Origin of the sequence: Pseudomonas sp. LRF_L74 (assembly GCF_965644255.1) — a bacterium.
Taxonomy (GTDB): domain Bacteria; phylum Pseudomonadota; class Gammaproteobacteria; order Pseudomonadales; family Pseudomonadaceae; genus Aquipseudomonas.
Map to the genome: position 1 here is coordinate 85,654 of NZ_CBFFRH010000006.1, position 14,453 is coordinate 100,106.

The 14,453-nt window shown below is 64.5% G+C and carries 19 protein-coding genes; 11 read left to right on the forward strand and 8 right to left on the reverse strand.

Features of this window, described 5'->3' with window-relative positions:
* Positions 1-117 precede the first annotated feature (117 nt).
* The 3 genes from ACSZPK_RS16205 (at position 118) to ACSZPK_RS16215 (ending at position 2,162) form a co-directional block, all read left to right on the forward strand.
* Positions 118-1,128 carry a class 1 fructose-bisphosphatase gene (locus tag ACSZPK_RS16205; protein WP_437882502.1) on the forward strand — a complete coding sequence of 337 codons (1,011 nt, stop codon included), beginning with the start codon at positions 118-120 and terminating at the stop codon, positions 1,126-1,128.
* Between the two features lie 225 nt (positions 1,129-1,353).
* On the forward strand, positions 1,354-1,608 hold the full coding sequence (bamE, locus tag ACSZPK_RS16210; RefSeq protein WP_437882503.1) for an outer membrane protein assembly factor BamE domain-containing protein: 255 nt from the start codon (positions 1,354-1,356) through the stop codon (positions 1,606-1,608).
* A complete protein-coding gene (locus ACSZPK_RS16215; RefSeq protein WP_437882504.1) occupies positions 1,605-2,162 on the forward strand; it encodes a lipocalin family protein in 558 nt (185 codons plus the stop codon). The genes bamE and ACSZPK_RS16215 overlap by 4 nt, the downstream gene beginning before the upstream one ends.
* Here the strand turns inward: ACSZPK_RS16215 and ACSZPK_RS16220 are convergent.
* Complete coding sequence (locus tag ACSZPK_RS16220) at positions 2,159-2,548, reverse strand: DUF2141 domain-containing protein (protein ID WP_437882505.1); 390 nt, start codon at positions 2,546-2,548, stop codon at positions 2,159-2,161. The two genes, ACSZPK_RS16215 and ACSZPK_RS16220, sit on opposite strands and share 4 nt — an antisense overlap.
* A 91-nt stretch (positions 2,549-2,639) precedes the next feature.
* On the opposite strand from ACSZPK_RS16220, the gene ACSZPK_RS16225 reads away from it, so the two are divergent.
* Genes ACSZPK_RS16225 through ACSZPK_RS16240 form a run of 4 tightly spaced genes read left to right on the forward strand, consistent with a single transcriptional unit; the run spans position 2,640 to position 6,129 of the window.
* Positions 2,640-3,554 carry a dialkylrecorsinol condensing enzyme gene (locus tag ACSZPK_RS16225; RefSeq protein ID WP_437882506.1) on the forward strand — a complete coding sequence of 305 codons (915 nt, stop codon included), beginning with the start codon at positions 2,640-2,642 and terminating at the stop codon, positions 3,552-3,554.
* Between the two features lie 19 nt (positions 3,555-3,573).
* Positions 3,574-4,731 carry a beta-ketoacyl-ACP synthase III gene (locus tag ACSZPK_RS16230; RefSeq protein WP_437882507.1) on the forward strand — a complete coding sequence of 386 codons (1,158 nt, stop codon included), beginning with the start codon at positions 3,574-3,576 and terminating at the stop codon, positions 4,729-4,731.
* Positions 4,721-5,128: a hypothetical protein gene (locus tag ACSZPK_RS16235; RefSeq protein WP_437882508.1), complete on the forward strand. Its 408-nt coding sequence runs from the start codon at positions 4,721-4,723 to the stop codon at positions 5,126-5,128. The genes ACSZPK_RS16230 and ACSZPK_RS16235 overlap by 11 nt, the downstream gene beginning before the upstream one ends.
* Positions 5,125-6,129 (forward strand): BtrH N-terminal domain-containing protein, encoded by a 1,005-nt coding sequence (locus tag ACSZPK_RS16240; RefSeq protein ID WP_437882509.1) that lies wholly within the window; start codon positions 5,125-5,127, stop codon positions 6,127-6,129. The genes ACSZPK_RS16235 and ACSZPK_RS16240 overlap by 4 nt, the downstream gene beginning before the upstream one ends.
* 372 nt (positions 6,130-6,501) lie before the next feature.
* Here ACSZPK_RS16240 and ACSZPK_RS16245 read toward each other — a convergent pair whose 3' ends face one another.
* The 6 genes from ACSZPK_RS16245 to ACSZPK_RS16270 are packed head-to-tail and all read right to left on the reverse strand — an operon-like array spanning position 6,502 to position 10,872.
* The gene (locus ACSZPK_RS16245) at positions 6,502-7,053 is read right to left on the reverse strand and encodes a hypothetical protein (protein ID WP_437882510.1); all 552 of its coding nucleotides are present in this window, start codon (positions 7,051-7,053) and stop codon (positions 6,502-6,504) included.
* Positions 7,050-8,159 carry a beta-ketoacyl synthase N-terminal-like domain-containing protein gene (locus tag ACSZPK_RS16250; protein WP_437882511.1) on the reverse strand — a complete coding sequence of 370 codons (1,110 nt, stop codon included), beginning with the start codon at positions 8,157-8,159 and terminating at the stop codon, positions 7,050-7,052. The genes ACSZPK_RS16245 and ACSZPK_RS16250 overlap by 4 nt, the downstream gene beginning before the upstream one ends.
* Positions 8,156-8,422 (reverse strand): acyl carrier protein, encoded by a 267-nt coding sequence (locus ACSZPK_RS16255; RefSeq protein WP_437882512.1) that lies wholly within the window; start codon positions 8,420-8,422, stop codon positions 8,156-8,158. Before ACSZPK_RS16255 ends, ACSZPK_RS16250 begins: the two co-directional genes overlap by 4 nt.
* Positions 8,404-9,591 (reverse strand): ABC transporter permease, encoded by a 1,188-nt coding sequence (locus ACSZPK_RS16260; protein ID WP_437882513.1) that lies wholly within the window; start codon positions 9,589-9,591, stop codon positions 8,404-8,406. Before ACSZPK_RS16260 ends, ACSZPK_RS16255 begins: the two co-directional genes overlap by 19 nt.
* Positions 9,588-10,472: an ABC transporter ATP-binding protein gene (locus ACSZPK_RS16265; RefSeq protein WP_437882514.1), complete on the reverse strand. Its 885-nt coding sequence runs from the start codon at positions 10,470-10,472 to the stop codon at positions 9,588-9,590. The genes ACSZPK_RS16260 and ACSZPK_RS16265 overlap by 4 nt, the downstream gene beginning before the upstream one ends.
* Entirely contained in the window at positions 10,465-10,872 is a 408-nt protein-coding gene (locus tag ACSZPK_RS16270; RefSeq protein WP_437882515.1) for a beta-hydroxyacyl-ACP dehydratase, read from the reverse strand. The genes ACSZPK_RS16265 and ACSZPK_RS16270 overlap by 8 nt, the downstream gene beginning before the upstream one ends.
* Before the next feature lie 96 nt (positions 10,873-10,968).
* On the opposite strand from ACSZPK_RS16270, the gene ACSZPK_RS16275 reads away from it, so the two are divergent.
* On the forward strand, positions 10,969-11,526 hold the full coding sequence (locus ACSZPK_RS16275; protein WP_437882516.1) for a methyltransferase family protein: 558 nt from the start codon (positions 10,969-10,971) through the stop codon (positions 11,524-11,526).
* Here the strand turns inward: ACSZPK_RS16275 and ACSZPK_RS16280 are convergent, their stop codons facing one another.
* Positions 11,527-11,958, reverse strand: coding sequence for a hypothetical protein (locus ACSZPK_RS16280; protein ID WP_437882517.1), 432 nt, complete (start codon positions 11,956-11,958; stop codon positions 11,527-11,529).
* A gap of 92 nt (positions 11,959-12,050) precedes the next feature.
* Here ACSZPK_RS16280 and pip point away from each other — a divergent pair, with 92 nt between their 5' ends.
* The 3 genes from pip (at position 12,051) to ACSZPK_RS16295 (ending at position 14,448) form a co-directional block, all read left to right on the forward strand.
* Positions 12,051-13,022 (forward strand): prolyl aminopeptidase, encoded by a 972-nt coding sequence (pip, locus tag ACSZPK_RS16285; protein WP_437882518.1) that lies wholly within the window; start codon positions 12,051-12,053, stop codon positions 13,020-13,022.
* On the forward strand, positions 13,019-13,456 hold the full coding sequence (dtd, locus tag ACSZPK_RS16290; RefSeq protein ID WP_437882519.1) for a D-aminoacyl-tRNA deacylase: 438 nt from the start codon (positions 13,019-13,021) through the stop codon (positions 13,454-13,456). The genes pip and dtd overlap by 4 nt, the downstream gene beginning before the upstream one ends.
* A gap of 200 nt (positions 13,457-13,656) precedes the next feature.
* On the forward strand, positions 13,657-14,448 hold the full coding sequence (locus tag ACSZPK_RS16295) for a transporter substrate-binding domain-containing protein (RefSeq protein WP_437882520.1): 792 nt from the start codon (positions 13,657-13,659) through the stop codon (positions 14,446-14,448).
* Positions 14,449-14,453: the final 5 nt, after the last annotated feature.

The following is a 14,453-nucleotide window of genomic DNA, read 5'->3' on the forward strand; positions in this document are numbered from 1 at the left end:
GCTCGAGGCGAACGACTGGGCTTCAATACGGGTCCAACCGCTCGTTGAGGCGCCGCGAGCGCCAAACGGGTAGACTTACCCGCACTTTTTCTCCCGACTTCACCCGGAGCCATTCCAATGTCGCGCGTTACCCTCAGCCGCTATCTGATCGAGAAGACCCGCAGTCACAACACCCCGGCCGACTTGCGCTTCCTCATCGAAGTCGTGGCCCGCGCCTGCAAGGAAATCAGCCATGCCGTGTCCAAAGGCGCCCTCGGTGGTGTGCTGGGCAGCACGGACACCGAGAACGTGCAGGGCGAAGTGCAGAAGAAGCTCGACGTGCTCTCCAACGAAATCCTCCTCGAAGCCAACGAGTGGGGTGGCACCCTGGCCGGCATGGCTTCGGAAGAAATGGACAATGCCTACCAGATTCCCGGCAAGTACCCGAAGGGTGCCTACCTGCTGGTATTCGACCCGCTGGACGGCTCGTCCAACATCGACGTCAACGTATCCGTCGGCACCATCTTCTCCGTGCTGCGTTGCCCGGGCGAGTCGTTCAGCCAGAACGAGCCGCTGGGCGATGAGGCTTTCCTCCAGCAGGGCACCAAGCAGGTCGCCGCCGGCTACGCCATCTACGGCCCGCAGACCATGCTGGTGCTGACCCTGGGCGATGGCGTCAAGGGCTTCACCCTGGATCGCGAGATGGGCAGCTTCGTCCTCACCCACGACGACATCCGCATCCCGGAAAGCACCGCCGAGTTCGCCATCAACATGTCCAACCAGCGTCACTGGGAAGCGCCGGTGCAGCGTTATGTCAGCGAGTTGCTGGAAGGCAAGGACGGCCCGCTGGGCAAGAACTACAACATGCGCTGGATTGCCTCGATGGTGGCGGATGTACACCGCATCCTCACCCGCGGCGGTCTGTTCATGTACCCGCGCGACAGTCGCGAGCCGGAGAAGCCGGGCAAACTGCGCCTGATGTACGAAGCCAATCCGATGTCGATGCTGGTCGAGCAGGCTGGCGGCATGTCCACCAACGGCGTCGAGCGCATCCTCGATATCCAGCCAACGTCGCTGCACCAGCGTGTTGCCGTATTCCTCGGCTCCAAGGAAGAAGTCCAGCGCGTCACCGGCTATCACAAAGGCTGAGGCCCCGGATTACCGCCTTCGCGGGAGTGGCGACCTCATCCACAAGAGCGCTGGCGGCGGAAGGTTGAACGTAAGGGCGTGCGCAGCACGCTTGTCGTCAAGCCTTTCGGCCTCCAGCGCTTTTTGCGTCTGTGGATCTGTCGACGGAACCCCGCTCGGGATTCCGCTTTCCAACTGCGCAGGAAAGGTCGCCATCGACCGTATCACTCGCCTGGGAGTCGTTGCATGTCACTGAAGAAGCTCGTCCTGTTTTCAGCCGTCGTCCTGCTCGCTGCGTGCAGCAAGGTCAACCAGGAAAACTATTCCAAGCTCAAGGCCGGCATGAGCAAGCCCGAGGTCGAGCAACTGCTTGGTTCGCCCAAGGAGTGCTCCGGCGCGGTGGGGGTGACCAGTTGCACGTGGGGCGACCAGAAGTCCTTCATCAGCGTTCAGTACGCCGGTGAGCGGGTCGTCATGTATTCCGGCCAGGGGCTGAAATGATCGTGCGCCGAGCCTTGAGTGCATTCGCCCTGGCGGGTGCATTGGCGGGTTGTTCCAGTCACGGTCCCGCCGATGTGCCGGGCACGGCTGGCCAGGTCGACCTGCAACGCTACCAGGGCACCTGGTACGAGCTGGCGCGGTTGCCGATGTTTTTCCAGCGCAACTGTGCGCAGTCCGAAGCGCATTATCAGTTGCAGGCCGATGGCCGTGTCGCGGTGACCAATCGCTGCCTGACCAAGGATGGCGAATGGGAAGAAGCCAGGGGCCGCGCCGAATTGCAGCCCTGGCAGACCGACAAGCTGACGGTGCGCTTCGACAATTGGTTCAGCCGGCTATTCCCGAATGTCGCCCGTGGCGATTACTGGGTGCTGTATCTGGACCCTGACTACCAGGTCGCCCTGGTCGGCAATCCCAATCGCGAATACCTGTGGCTGCTTTCTCGGACGCCGGAAGTCTCGCCTGAGACGCGTGCGCAACTGCTCAAGCAGGCAGGGGCGAGGGGGTATGACACGCGGGAGTTGATCTGGCGAGAAAGCAACGGCAAGCCGCTTTAACGCTTCGCCTTCGGGTCTTGCAGGCGAATCACCAGCTCCGTATCCCCGCTGCCATGGACGAACAGGCATCGCTCCGGCGAGGGTTTGCCATTGACCAGCGACGGATTGCCGGAGAAGCCCACGGGTTCCTGGGGGATGCCGCGACGGCTGAGGTCGAGCCGGCCGTTGCCGTTGCTGTCCTGGTAGACCTGGATGGCGTAGCGCCCCGCTGGCAGGTTGCGCAGGCGCAGCACGCCATCGTCGCTTTGTATCTGCCGCAATACCTGTTCGGGCCATTCCTTCTGCTGGCCCTGGACCATTGCCAGGTGCACGGCCCCGCTGGCTTGTCTGCCTTCCACCTTGACCAGAATGTCGCCCGCGCAGGCTTGCGCGCCGACGAAAAGCAAGGCGAATGCGCAGTATGTGCGGTGGTTCGTGAAGGTTTGACGAACTGTATGTGGCATAATTCGCGGCATTTTTGCAGGGACTCGGCAACGTATGCGTCAGGTATTGGTGGTTCACTATTCGCAAACCGGTCAGTTGAGCCGTCTGGCTCGGTCGGTCTGTGCGCCACTGCAGCGCGACGGCATCCACGTGGATTTCCTGGCCTTGCAGCCTGCGCAACCATACCCCTTTCCATGGCCGTTCCTCGGGTTTTTTCGTATCTTCCCGGAAACAGTGCTGATGCAGCCGCAGCCGTTGCAGCCGCTGACGGTCGATCCTGACAAGCGCTACGACCTGGTGATCCTTGCCTACCAGGTGTGGTTTCTCTCGCCATCCCTGCCGTTCACCAGTTTTCTCGCCTCGTCCGAGGCGGCACGCCTGCTCAAGGGCGTTCCGGTGGTGACGTTGATCGGCTGCCGCAACATGTGGCTGATGGCCCAGGAGAAGGTCAAGCTGCGCTTGCAGGCTCTCGGCGCGCGGTTGGTCGACAACATCGTGCTGACCGATGCCTGCGGCACTGCCGCGAGCTTCCTGGCCACGCCACTGTGGATGTTCACTGGCCGGCAGAAACCCTATGGCTGGGTGCCGCGCGCCGGTATCGACGAGCGCGAGATCGCCGCTGCCAGCCGTTTTGGCGAGGCCATCGCCAGTCGCCTGCTTGGCGATGATCGTCCGGTCGAATCGCCGATGCTCGGTGGTCTGGGTGCGGTGACGGTGGATGAAAAACTCATCGCCAGCGAAAAGGTCGGCAATCGCAGTTTCAAATTGTGGGGCCGGCTGCTGTCGCTGCTCGGCCCGCAGCAGAGCCTGCGGCGAGGCATTGGGCTGGTGCTGTATATCGCCTTCCTGATTTGCCTGATCCTCACAGTGGTGCCGATCAGCGCCCTGTTGAAAAAGGTGTTGGCCCCGCTGTTCAAGGCGCGAATCCAGCGAGAAAAGGCCTACTTCGCCGGCCCGTCCGGCGAGTGATGTGACCCGAGGAGTTTCAGTGGTACAGCCCGTATACATCAACCGGATCAACGCGTGCCTGCCGCACGACCCTGTGGACAACGAGCAGATGGAGGCTCGTCTGGGCATGGTCGGCGGCAAGCCGTCGCGTGCCCGCAAGCTGGTGCTGCGGCGCAATGGCATTCGCCAGCGCCATTACGTCATCGACCCGGCCAGCGGCGAAGCGAGCATGACCAATGCCCAGTTGAGCGCCGAGGCCATTCGCGGCCTGCAGGGCGAAGGCTTCGAGCTGAACATGCTCGACTGCTTGGTGGCCAGTACCTCGTCGCCTGACCAGGTCATGCCGGGCCATGCCGTGATGGTGCATGGCGAGCTGGGCAACCCGCCCTGCGAAGTGGCGACCACTGCCGGTATCTGCCTGTGCGGCATGACGGCGCTGAAATACGCCTGGATGAGCGTGGCCAGTGGTGAGAGCCGCAATGCCGTGGCCTGTGGTTCTGAAGTCGCCTCGACATTGATGCATGCGCGCAACTTCGACGCGGAATACGAAAGCCGCGTCGATGAGCTGGAAAACCATCCGGAAATAGCCTTCGAGAAGGACTTCCTGCGCTGGATGCTGTCCGATGGCGCCGGTGCCGTGCTGTTGCAGGGGCAGCCCAACGCCCGCGGCCTGAGTCTGCGTGTCGATTGGCTGGACATCCTGTCCTTCGCCGACCGCATGCCCGCCTGCATGTACGCCGGTGCGGAGATGGACAACGGCAGCCTGGTGGGCTGGAGCCGTTACGATGCCGACGCGCGCGCACGCCGCTCGGTGATGGCGGTCAAGCAGGACGTCAAGCTGCTCAATGAGAACATCGTCAAATACACCGTGGAGGAGGCGCTGCGACGGATCATGGCGCGCCGCGAGCTGCGGGTCGAGGCTATCGACTGGTTCCTGCCGCACTATTCCTCGGAGTTCTTCCGCGATCGCCTGGCCGTGGGCCTGGACAACGTCGGCCTGCCGATCCCGGGCGAGCGCTGGTTCACCAACCTGACCAGCAAGGGCAACACCGGCGCGGCGTCGATCTTCATCATCCTCGACGAGCTGTTCAACGGTGGGCACCTGCGCAGCGGCCAGCGCCTGCTCTGTTATGTGCCGGAGAGTGGGCGTTTCTCCAGCGCCTTCATGCATCTGACGGTGGTCGGCGATGAAGCTTGACGAGGTTCCCCAGGACCCGGATTCCGCCTACGGCGGCCATAGCAAGCTGCTCTACGCCGTCGACGATGGCGGCCATTACCAGGGCGCGCAGAGCGCCGGTTGGGAGCCGGAGTCCTATGCCACGCACCTGGCCGTTGCCGAGCTGCATGCCCAGGAAGCCGAGGCCGAGGCCGGCTGGCGCAGCGGCGAACTGTCGCCGCTGAAGTGCCTGATGTATCGCTATCGCATGGATGAGCTGGCGCTGTCGCAGATCACCGGGCTATGGCAGTGGCGCGTGCGCCGTCACTTTCGCCCCGCTGTCTATCGGCGCCTGGGCGCTTCGGTGCTGGCGCGCTACGCCGAGGCCTTCGGCCTGACTGTCGACGAGTTGCGTCGTTACCAGAGAGAGTTGCCATGAGCGCCTTCGTACATCGCCAGAGCGCCCATTGCGAAAGCGGCGTCATGGCCAGCCTGCTGACCCACGCCGGCCTGCCGATGAGCGAGCCGATGGCCTTTGGCCTGGCGTCCGGCCTGGCCTTTGCCTACCTGCCGATCGTCAAGCTTGGCGGCATGCCGCTGATCGCCTATCGCATGCCGCCCCGGCACTTGATCAAGACCCTCAGCAAGCGCCTTGGCGTGCGCCTGACCTCCCGGACCTTCGCCAAGCCCGAACAGGGGCGCCTGGCACTCGATGCCGCGCTGGACAGCGGGCGCCTGGCGGGACTGCAGAGCTCGGTGTTCTGGCTGCCGTATTTCCCTCCGGAGATGCGCTTTCATTTCAACGCGCACAACCTGCTGGCCTACGGCCGCGAGGGCAACGAATACCTGCTCAGTGACCCGGTGTTCGAAGCACCGGTGCGCTGCGCCGCCGAGGACCTGCAGAAGGCGCGTTTCGCCAAGGGCGCATTGGCGGCCAAGGGCTTGATGTACTACCTCGACGACGTATCCCCGGAGCAGGACTGGGAACGCCTGATCCGCAAGAGCGTACTGTCCACCACGCGCATTCTCGACGGCATGCCGTTGCCGTGGATCGGTGTGCGCGGTATCCAGCACCTGGCCAAGTGCGTCGAGTCGCTCGACCCGGCGCAGAGCAAGTACAACCGTCTCTACCTCACCCATATCGTGCGCATGCAGGAAGAGATCGGCACCGGCGGTGCGGGTTTCCGCTTCATGTACGCCAGCTTCTTGCAGGAGGCTGGCGAGAAGATCGGCGACGCCAACCTGCAAGAAGCCTCGGCACGCCTGACCGCCGTTGGCGACGATTGGCGCCAGTTCGCCTTGGCCTGCGTCAAGGCCAGCCGCAGCAAGGGCGCCGCACCTGATTTCAGACCGATTGCCGAGATGTTGCGCGGTATCGCCGATCAGGAGCGGGCGTTGATGAAGGAACTGGGGGCCTGGGCCAAGAGAAGCGGCGCGTAGACGGGGGCGGGCCGCGTAGGCGAGGAGCCTGCGACGATACCCATCATCGGTCTCCCGAATGGGTATCGCTTCGCTCGACCCATCCTAGGGTCTGTTGCCGTTTCGGCGCAAGCCGCGTTGTCGCGAGAAATAGCCCCCGGTTAGGCGCAGGACGCAGGCAATGGTCCGAGTCCTGCAACGACAGCGGGGGTTATTTCTCGCACAACCCGCAGGGCCGGGCCCGTTTTTATACGATGCAGCGTTACTCGATGGCTCATTTAGCCCACTAAACTTCGCATCTCGCGCCTCGCCTCGTATAAAAACTGGCTCCGGCGCGGTCGCGACGAAACGGCAACAGACCCTAAGAATGCCTTAGTAGAGCAAGCACGCTGCTCAAAGCTGGACGTTGATCACGTCGACTCCCGTGGTGATTGCCGCGAAGCTGTCTGCCTGACCGGCACCTTCGACCAGCACGGCCTGGGCGGTGAACTCGCCGACATCGTTCAACACCACCAGCAAGGCCTGGTTGATCACCCCTTCGGCAAGGTCTTGCGTGGCCAATGCCTGGAGCTGCTTCCAGGCGTTGGCGCCTGCGCCGATGAACAGGTTCGGGCCTTCCAGGCCCAATTGCGCGGCGACATGGAAGCCGGCGGCGTTGCTCACGCTGTTGACGAATTCGAAGGGCTTGGGCTGGCGTTGATGCACGCACACGGTGTCGAGTAGCGAGCCCATGGTGGTGCGGGCCGGATGGCGCGAGGCCAGGTAGAGGCCACAGTCGCTGCGTACCTGGGCTTTCAGCGGTGCAGTGCAGAGCAGGGCCTGGAGGATCAGGCGGTCGATACGGCGCGGCGGTGCGCTCAGCCATTCGCCCAATGCCGCTTTCAGGTCTTTGTCGCTGTGGCTGGCGTTGCCTCGAACGCTACAGGCGGCGATCACCTTGCTCATGCCGCACCTCCCGCACAGCGTTGCAGTACCAGGCTGGCATTGTTGCCGCCGAAGCCAAAGAAGTTGGCCAGCAGCAGGCTGTCCTCGGCCACGCTGAAAGGCGTGCCGCTCAAGGGCAGGGTGGCTTCATCGGCGTAGTCGACGCCAGGCAGGCGCGCCAGGTTCTCCACCAGCAGCAGGGTTTCGCTGAGGCCGCAGGCGCCCAGGGTATGGCCGAGCCAGGGCTTGAGCACGCACAGGGCGGGCAACCGCTCGCTGAACAGCAGGCGCACGCCGTTGTGTTCGGCGCGGTCGTTGGCGCCAGTCGCGGTGCCGTGCAGCTTGATCAGTCCGATTCCGGCGGATGAGGTGCCGGCGCTGTGCAGGGCCCGGCGCATGACCCAGTCGATATGGCTGCCGTCTTCGCGGGTGGTGGTCAGGTTGCTGGTGTCGCAGGCGCTGAAGCCGCCAAGCAGCCTGGCCAGTGGTGCCGGGCCGGGTCGTAGCGAGAGCAGGGTCGCGGCGTAGGCTTCGCCGAGGATCAGGCCGTCGCGCTCGGGGTGGAACGGACGATAACGACCGCTCGGGCTGGTCAGGTCGAGCGCGCCGAAGCCTTGGCGGGCGACGGCGCTCGGGGTTTCGAAACTGACGACCAGGCAGCGCTGGAATGACCCGCTGGCGAGCATGCGCGCGCCGTACAGCAGGCCATTGGCGGCACTGGTACAGGCGGTGTTGAGGGTGAAGGCATCGGCGAATCCCCAGCGTTGGCGCAGTTGTTCGGCAACCAGATCGAGGGGCGTCGAGTGCTCGGGCTGGAACCCGCCTTCATCGGCCGCGCGCCGTTCAAGATCGTTGATGTCCAGGCTGGTGCTGGCGACGATCAGCAGGCAGTCGCCGAGCGCTCCGGCATCGTCGCCCAGGGTTTCCACGACCAGGCGGTCGAGGCGCTGTTCGCGGCTTTCAGCGCTGGCCCGGACGCCGAGAAACGGGCGCGGCTGCTGCAACTCGTGCAGCAGGAACGGCTTGGCCGTCGGCAGGCCGCCGCCACGCAGGGCCTGGCCGGCCGCGGACAGGTCGTCGCCGAGCGCGCTGTGCAGGGCGCCGCGCTGGAGATAGACGGGCGTCACTTTTTCTGCCTGATGAAGGCCGCGATGCTGGCGATGCTGTTGAGGATGCGGCGGCCATCCTTGGCACCCTCGATGCGCACGCCATAGTGCTGCTGCAGGGCCAGGGAGACCTGCAGCGCGTCGAGGCTGTCCATCTGGATGCGGCTCTGCTGGCCGAACAGCGGCTCATCGTTGGCGATGCTCTGCCAGTCGATGTCGTCTTCCTTGTCGCACTCGCGAATCAGCAGTTGCTTGAGTTTTTCTTCTAGTAGTGTGTCGTCCATTGCGTTTGCTGTACTCGTCGGTGGAACAGGAACAACCCGCTGGCGCCGGCCAGCGCTGCGAACAGCAGCAGGCGGATGCACCAGGGGGCTACGTCGTCCAGTGAGCCGTGGCCCACCAGCAGGGTCAGGAAGGCGTCGAGCGCCCAGCTCATCGGCGATATTTCCGCCAGATGGCGCATGGCTTCGGGCATCACGCTCTTGGGCACCATGATGCCGCCAATAGCCGCGAGGATGATGTTGATCCCGCCGCCAAGCAATAGGGCTTGTTCACTACTGCGCGCCAATGCCGCGAGCAGCAGGCCCAGGCAACTGGTGGCGAGGGCGATGCTGATGGCCAGCAGCAGGTAGGCGCTGCCGGCGCCCTCCAGTTCCAGGGCGGGCAGGCCGAGCAGGGGCAGGCCGTACATGCCGATGCCGAGCAGCACCACGAACTGCATGAGGTTGATCGCCAGGTAAGGCAGCACCTTGCTCAGCGCCAGGGTGCGCAAGCCCAGGCCCAGGCCGCGAAAGCGCAGCAGCGCGCCGCTCTGCTGCTCGCGCTGGAAGCTGCCGGCCATCGGCAGGGCGACGAAGAACATGCCGAAGATCAGCCAGGCCGGCACGCTCATCTGCGTCGCGTTGGCCTGGTGGCCGAGGTCGCCGCTGGCCAGCCGCTCGCGCTCGTCGATGTGGCTCTCGGTGCGTTGCTGGACCTGTTCGAGTCGCTGGGCCGGGCTGAGGTTTTCATCCAGCGCGCCGCTGTCCTCCAGGTAAGCGAGCAGGCGGGTCTGGGCCAGGGCGATGGTCACCGCGCCATGCAGGCGCTGGCGTGCGAGGCGGTCGAACTGGGCCGGGAAGCTGATCAGCGGGCCCTGGTGTGGCGTATCCAGCAGCGTGTCGGCGAAGTCGCTGGCCAGGCTGATGCGCGGCAGGCTCTCGGGGCCTTCGGCGAGCAATTGGCTATCGGGCAACTGTGCCCGCAGGGCGTCGTGGAAGAAGCGGCTGGCGTCGCTGTCTTGCGCGGCCTCGAGGACCAGGCGCAGCGCTGGCGGGCGATCCTGCAGGAAACTGGACATGGCGCTGGCCATGATCACCAGGAACAGGATCGGCATGACGAACAGCACCGCCAGGGCATGCGGGTCGCGCAGCAGCAGCAGGCCTTCCTTGCGGACCAGGGCGCGCAATCTCACAAGCGGCCTCCGTTGAGGCTCAGGTAGAGCTGCTCCAGCGAGGGCCGGCCGAAGCGCAGCAGGCTCGGCGCTACCGGCTGTTCGGCGAGGAACTGGGTGATCGCCTGTAGCTGCGCCATATCCAGCGACTCGATGCGCACGCCGTTGGGCTGGCGCTCGGCGCTCAGGTGCAGGCGTTCGAGCAGCGACAGCAGCGCCTCGGGCAGCGCGTCAGGCCATTCGAGCAGCAGGCCGTGCTGGTCGCCGAGCAACTGGCGCTTGTCGATGTCCAGGCGGACCCGGCCTTCGTGCAAGAGCAGGATGCGTTGGGCCACACGCTCGACTTCGTCCAGGTAGTGGCTGGTGTAGATCACCGCTTTGCCCTCGGCGGTCAACTGGCTGACGGCATCGAGCAGCATCCGCCGGCTGGCGGCGTCGACCCCGACCGTCGCTTCGTCGAACAGATAAAGGTCGGCTGGCTGCAGCAGGCCAATGGCGAAATTGAGCCGGCGCTGCTCGCCGCCGGACAACCGCCCGGCGCTGCGTCCGAGCTTGTCGGCCAGGGCGGTGGCGGCGATGCAGCGTTCCAGGCGCTGCTGGCGTTCGGTGCCGCGCAGTTGGTAGAGGTCGGCGAACAGTTCGAGGTTCTCGCTGACTTTCAGCCCGGTATAGAACGCCAGTTGCTGCGGCACCAGGCCCAGGCGTCGCTCGGTATGCCAGGTGATGTTTCCGCCCTGGGGCTGCAATACGCCGCTGAGCAATGACAGCAGGGTGGTCTTGCCGGCACCGTTGCTGCCCAGCAGGCCCAGGCATTGGCCGGCTTGCAGTTGCAGGTCGATGCCCTGCACGGCCGCCCGGGGCGCGTCGGGGTAACGGTATTCGAGGTTTTTCAGTTCAAGCACGGACGAGCACCAGCAACAGCTTGCCGTCGATGACCAGCTCTTGCCCGGCACGGACGCTGAAGCCATACAGGGCGCCAGCGGGGCTGGTCGCTTCCTGGGTGGCGCTGACCAGCAGTTCGCCTTCGCGTTGCAATGGTTGGTAATGCAATTGCAGTTGCGAGAGCTTGCCGACCAGGGCCATTTCGATGGCGTTGTCGCCGCCGTATAAGGCACCATGCGCGGCACACAACTGGGCCGCCGCCTCGAACAGCAGGCATGGCGATGCGTTCGGACCGAAGGCGTCCAGGTAATGCCAGGCGCTGAGGCCGCGAATGTCCGTGGCATCGTGGTCGAGCAGGGCATCCAGCCAGAGCGCGGGCCCCTGGTGCGGCAGCAGGTTGTGCAGGTCGAGGCGGTCCATTGCGTGCAGTCGGAACGAGTGGGCCGGCAGTGTAACAGAGCGCTGTGAGTGGCGTGGCGCGTGCCGTCCGCCGGTAAGTCGTGGAGGAGTCAAAGGATGATGTGGCAGCAGTGGTTGGCAATCGCGCTGGGATCGGTGGTGCTGACGGGAATTTCCTGGCGGGCCTTGAGCAGTCCGCGTTCCCATGGCTTCTATCGTTACTTCGCCTGGGAGGTGATGCTGCTGTTGCTGGTGCTCAATGCACCGGTCTGGTTCGACGACCGCTATGCCTTGCACCAGGATGTGTCCTGGGTGCTGCTGTTTCTCTCGGTGGTGGTGCTGGTCCTGGGTGGCTATCAGTTGCGCCGCCATGGCAAACCGAGCGAGGCCAAGCGTGCCGACGCCGAACTGTATGCCTTCGAGCGTACGTCGCAACTGGTCACCAGCGGTATCTACCGCTTCATCCGTCATCCGCTGTTCTGCTCGCTGCAACTGCTCAACTGGGGCATCTGCTTCAAGCAGCCGACGTTGCCCAGTTTCGCCCTGGCCACGATCGCCAGCATATTGCTGTACCTGGCGGCCAGGCGCGATGAGGCGGAGTGCCAGGAGTACTTCGGCGATGCCTACCGCCAGTACATGGCGCGCACGCGGATGTTCATCCCGTTCCTGTTCTGATCACTCCCAGTCCAGTCGCGACAATTTCCACTCGCCATCGTCCAGCAGCCACTCCAGGGTCACGCTGTAGTGGCGGGCGCTGTCCGGGATCAGGCCCTCGGCGCCAGTGAGCGCGACCTGGGCATGGGTGGCGCCTTTGTCCTTGTAGGTCGGGTCGACCTGGCTGTCCTTGCTCAGGGCCAGCACCTTGATGTTCTTGTAGCGCATGAACAGCAGGGTCATGGTGCGCTTGGCCCAGTCGCGATCGTTCTGCTCCATGGTCGCGAACTGCGGGTGCAGCTGGTCGAGCACGGCGCTGGTGCGCTTGGCTTCTATATTGTCCTGCAATTGCTGGACGGCGGCTTCCAGCGCCGCCTGCGGGTCGCTCTTGCCGCAACCGCCGAGAAACACCATTGCCAGGATTAAAGTCAGGGCAAATTTCCGTGTGGACATGTTCAACTCCGTTTTCATGGTTATGATGCCTGGCACGATAGAGGATCGGCGTCCCGCTCCATAGGGACCCGCGCACAGATTCGGGAGTGACCATGCAGACCTTGTATCCGGAGATCAAGCCTTTCGCCCGCCACGAGCTGGCCGTGCAGGAGCCGCATGTCCTGTACATCGACGAGAGCGGATCGCCGGATGGCTTGCCGGTGCTGTTCGTCCATGGCGGCCCGGGCGCCGGTTGCGACAGTGCCAGCCGGCGCTATTTCGACCCCAACCTGTACCGCATCGTCACCTTCGACCAGCGTGGCTGTGGCCGCTCCGTGCCCCACGCGAGCCTGGAGAACAACACCACCTGGGACCTGGTCGCCGACATGGAGCGCATCCGCGAGCACCTGGGCATCGACAAGTGGGTGCTGTTCGGCGGCTCCTGGGGGTCGACCCTGTCGCTGGCCTACGCCCAGACGCACCCTGAACGCGTGCACGCGCTGATCCTGCGCGGCATCTTCCTGTGCCGCCCGCAGGACTTCGACTGGTTCTACCAGGAAGGCGCCAGCCGCCTGTTCCCGGATTACTGGGAAGACTACGTGGCGCCGATCCCGCAGGACGAGCGTGGCGAAATGATGAAGGCCTTCTACAGGCGCCTCACGGGGGCCGACCAGATCGCCCAGATGCACGCCGCCAAGGCCTGGTCGACCTGGGAGGGGCGTACCGCCACGCTGCGCCCCAATCCGCAGGTGGTCGAACGCTTCAGCGAGTCGCAGCGGGCGCTGTCGATCGCGCGCATCGAGTGCCATTACTTCCTCAACGATGCCTTCCTGCAGCCCGACCAGTTGCTGCGTGACGTGTCGAAGATCGCCCATCTGCCGGGCGTGATCGTGCATGGCCGCTACGACGCCATCTGCCCGCTGGACAACGCCTGGTCGCTGCATCAGGCCTGGCCGAACAGCGAGCTGCAGATCATCCGCGACGCGGGGCACGCCGCCTCCGAGGTCGGCATCACCGATGCCTTGGTGCGTGCTGCCGACGACATGGCGCGGCGCCTGCTCGACCTGCCGCTCGAAGAAGCATGAAGGCGCTGATCCAGCGCGTCAGTCGGGCGCGGGTCGAGGTTGCCGGCGAAACGCTCGGCGCCATCGACCAGGGCCTGCTGGCGCTGGTTGGCGTCGAACCGCAGGACACGCCCGCGTGTGTCGACAAGCTGCTGCATCGGCTGCTGAACTACCGGGTGTTTTCCGACGAGAACGGCAAGATGAACCGCTCGCTGGCCGACGTGGGCGGCGGCCTTTTGCTGGTTTCCCAGTTCACCCTGGCGGCCGATACCCGCAGCGGCCTGCGCCCGAGCTTCTCCACGGCGGCCCCGCCAGCGCTCGGTGCCGAACTGTTCGACCTGCTGGTCGAACAGGCGCGCGGCAGGCACCCGCAGGTCGCCACGGGTCGTTTCGGTGCCGAGATGCAGGTGCATCTGGTCAACGATGGCCCGGTGACGTTTCTGCTCGAGGTTTGACGCGATAGGCCGCCTGGTCCTCGGCGCCTGACTTGCCGCTTGAGGCCCGCCGCACGCGGTTATCCCGACTTTGACCAATAAATCCGCTGTTCTGGTGTGGATTTTGCGTCGTGCCGACTCGCAATAGCTCGGGCGGGCAGGTAGCATGCGCCGCCATGGCTACTGCCGGCTTCATTCACCTCTGCAGACCAGGATTTTCCATGAAGAAGTTTTTCGCCTCCCTGATTCTTTCCGCCTGGGCCCTGAGCGGCCTGGCCCATGCCGGCACCGTCGACGACGCGGTCAAGCGCGGTACCCTGCGTGTGGGCATGGACCCGACCTACATGCCGTTCGAGATGACCAACAAGCGCGGCGAGATCATTGGCTTCGAAGTCGATCTGCTCAAGGCCATGGCCAAGGCCATGGGCGTCAAGCTGGAACTGGTTTCCACCAGCTACGACGGCATCATCCCGGCGCTGCTGACCGACAAGTTCGACATGATCGGTTCCGGCATGACCCTGACCCAGGAGCGCAACCTGCGGGTCAACTTCAGCGAACCCTTCATCGTGGTCGGCCAGACCCTGCTGATCCGCAAGGACCTGGAAGGCAAGGTCAAGTCCTACAAGGACCTCAACGACCCGCAGTACCGCATCACCTCGAAGATCGGCACCACCGGCGAGATGGTCGCCAAGAAGCTGATCGCCCAGGCCAAGTACAACGGCTTCGACAACGAGCAGGAAGCGGTGATGGACGTGGTCAACGGCAAGGCCGATGCCTTCATCTATGACGCGCCCTACAACGTCGTCGCGGTGAACAAGGCCGGCGCCGGCAAGCTGGTGTTCCTCGACCAGCCCTTCACCTACGAGCCCCTGGCCTTCGGCCTGAAGAAGGGCGACTACGACAGCATCAACTGGATCAACAACTGGCTGCACCAGATCCACCACGACGGCACCTACGAACGTATCCATGCCAAGTGGTTCAAGAGCACCAACTGGCTCAAGGAAATGGAATAACACCC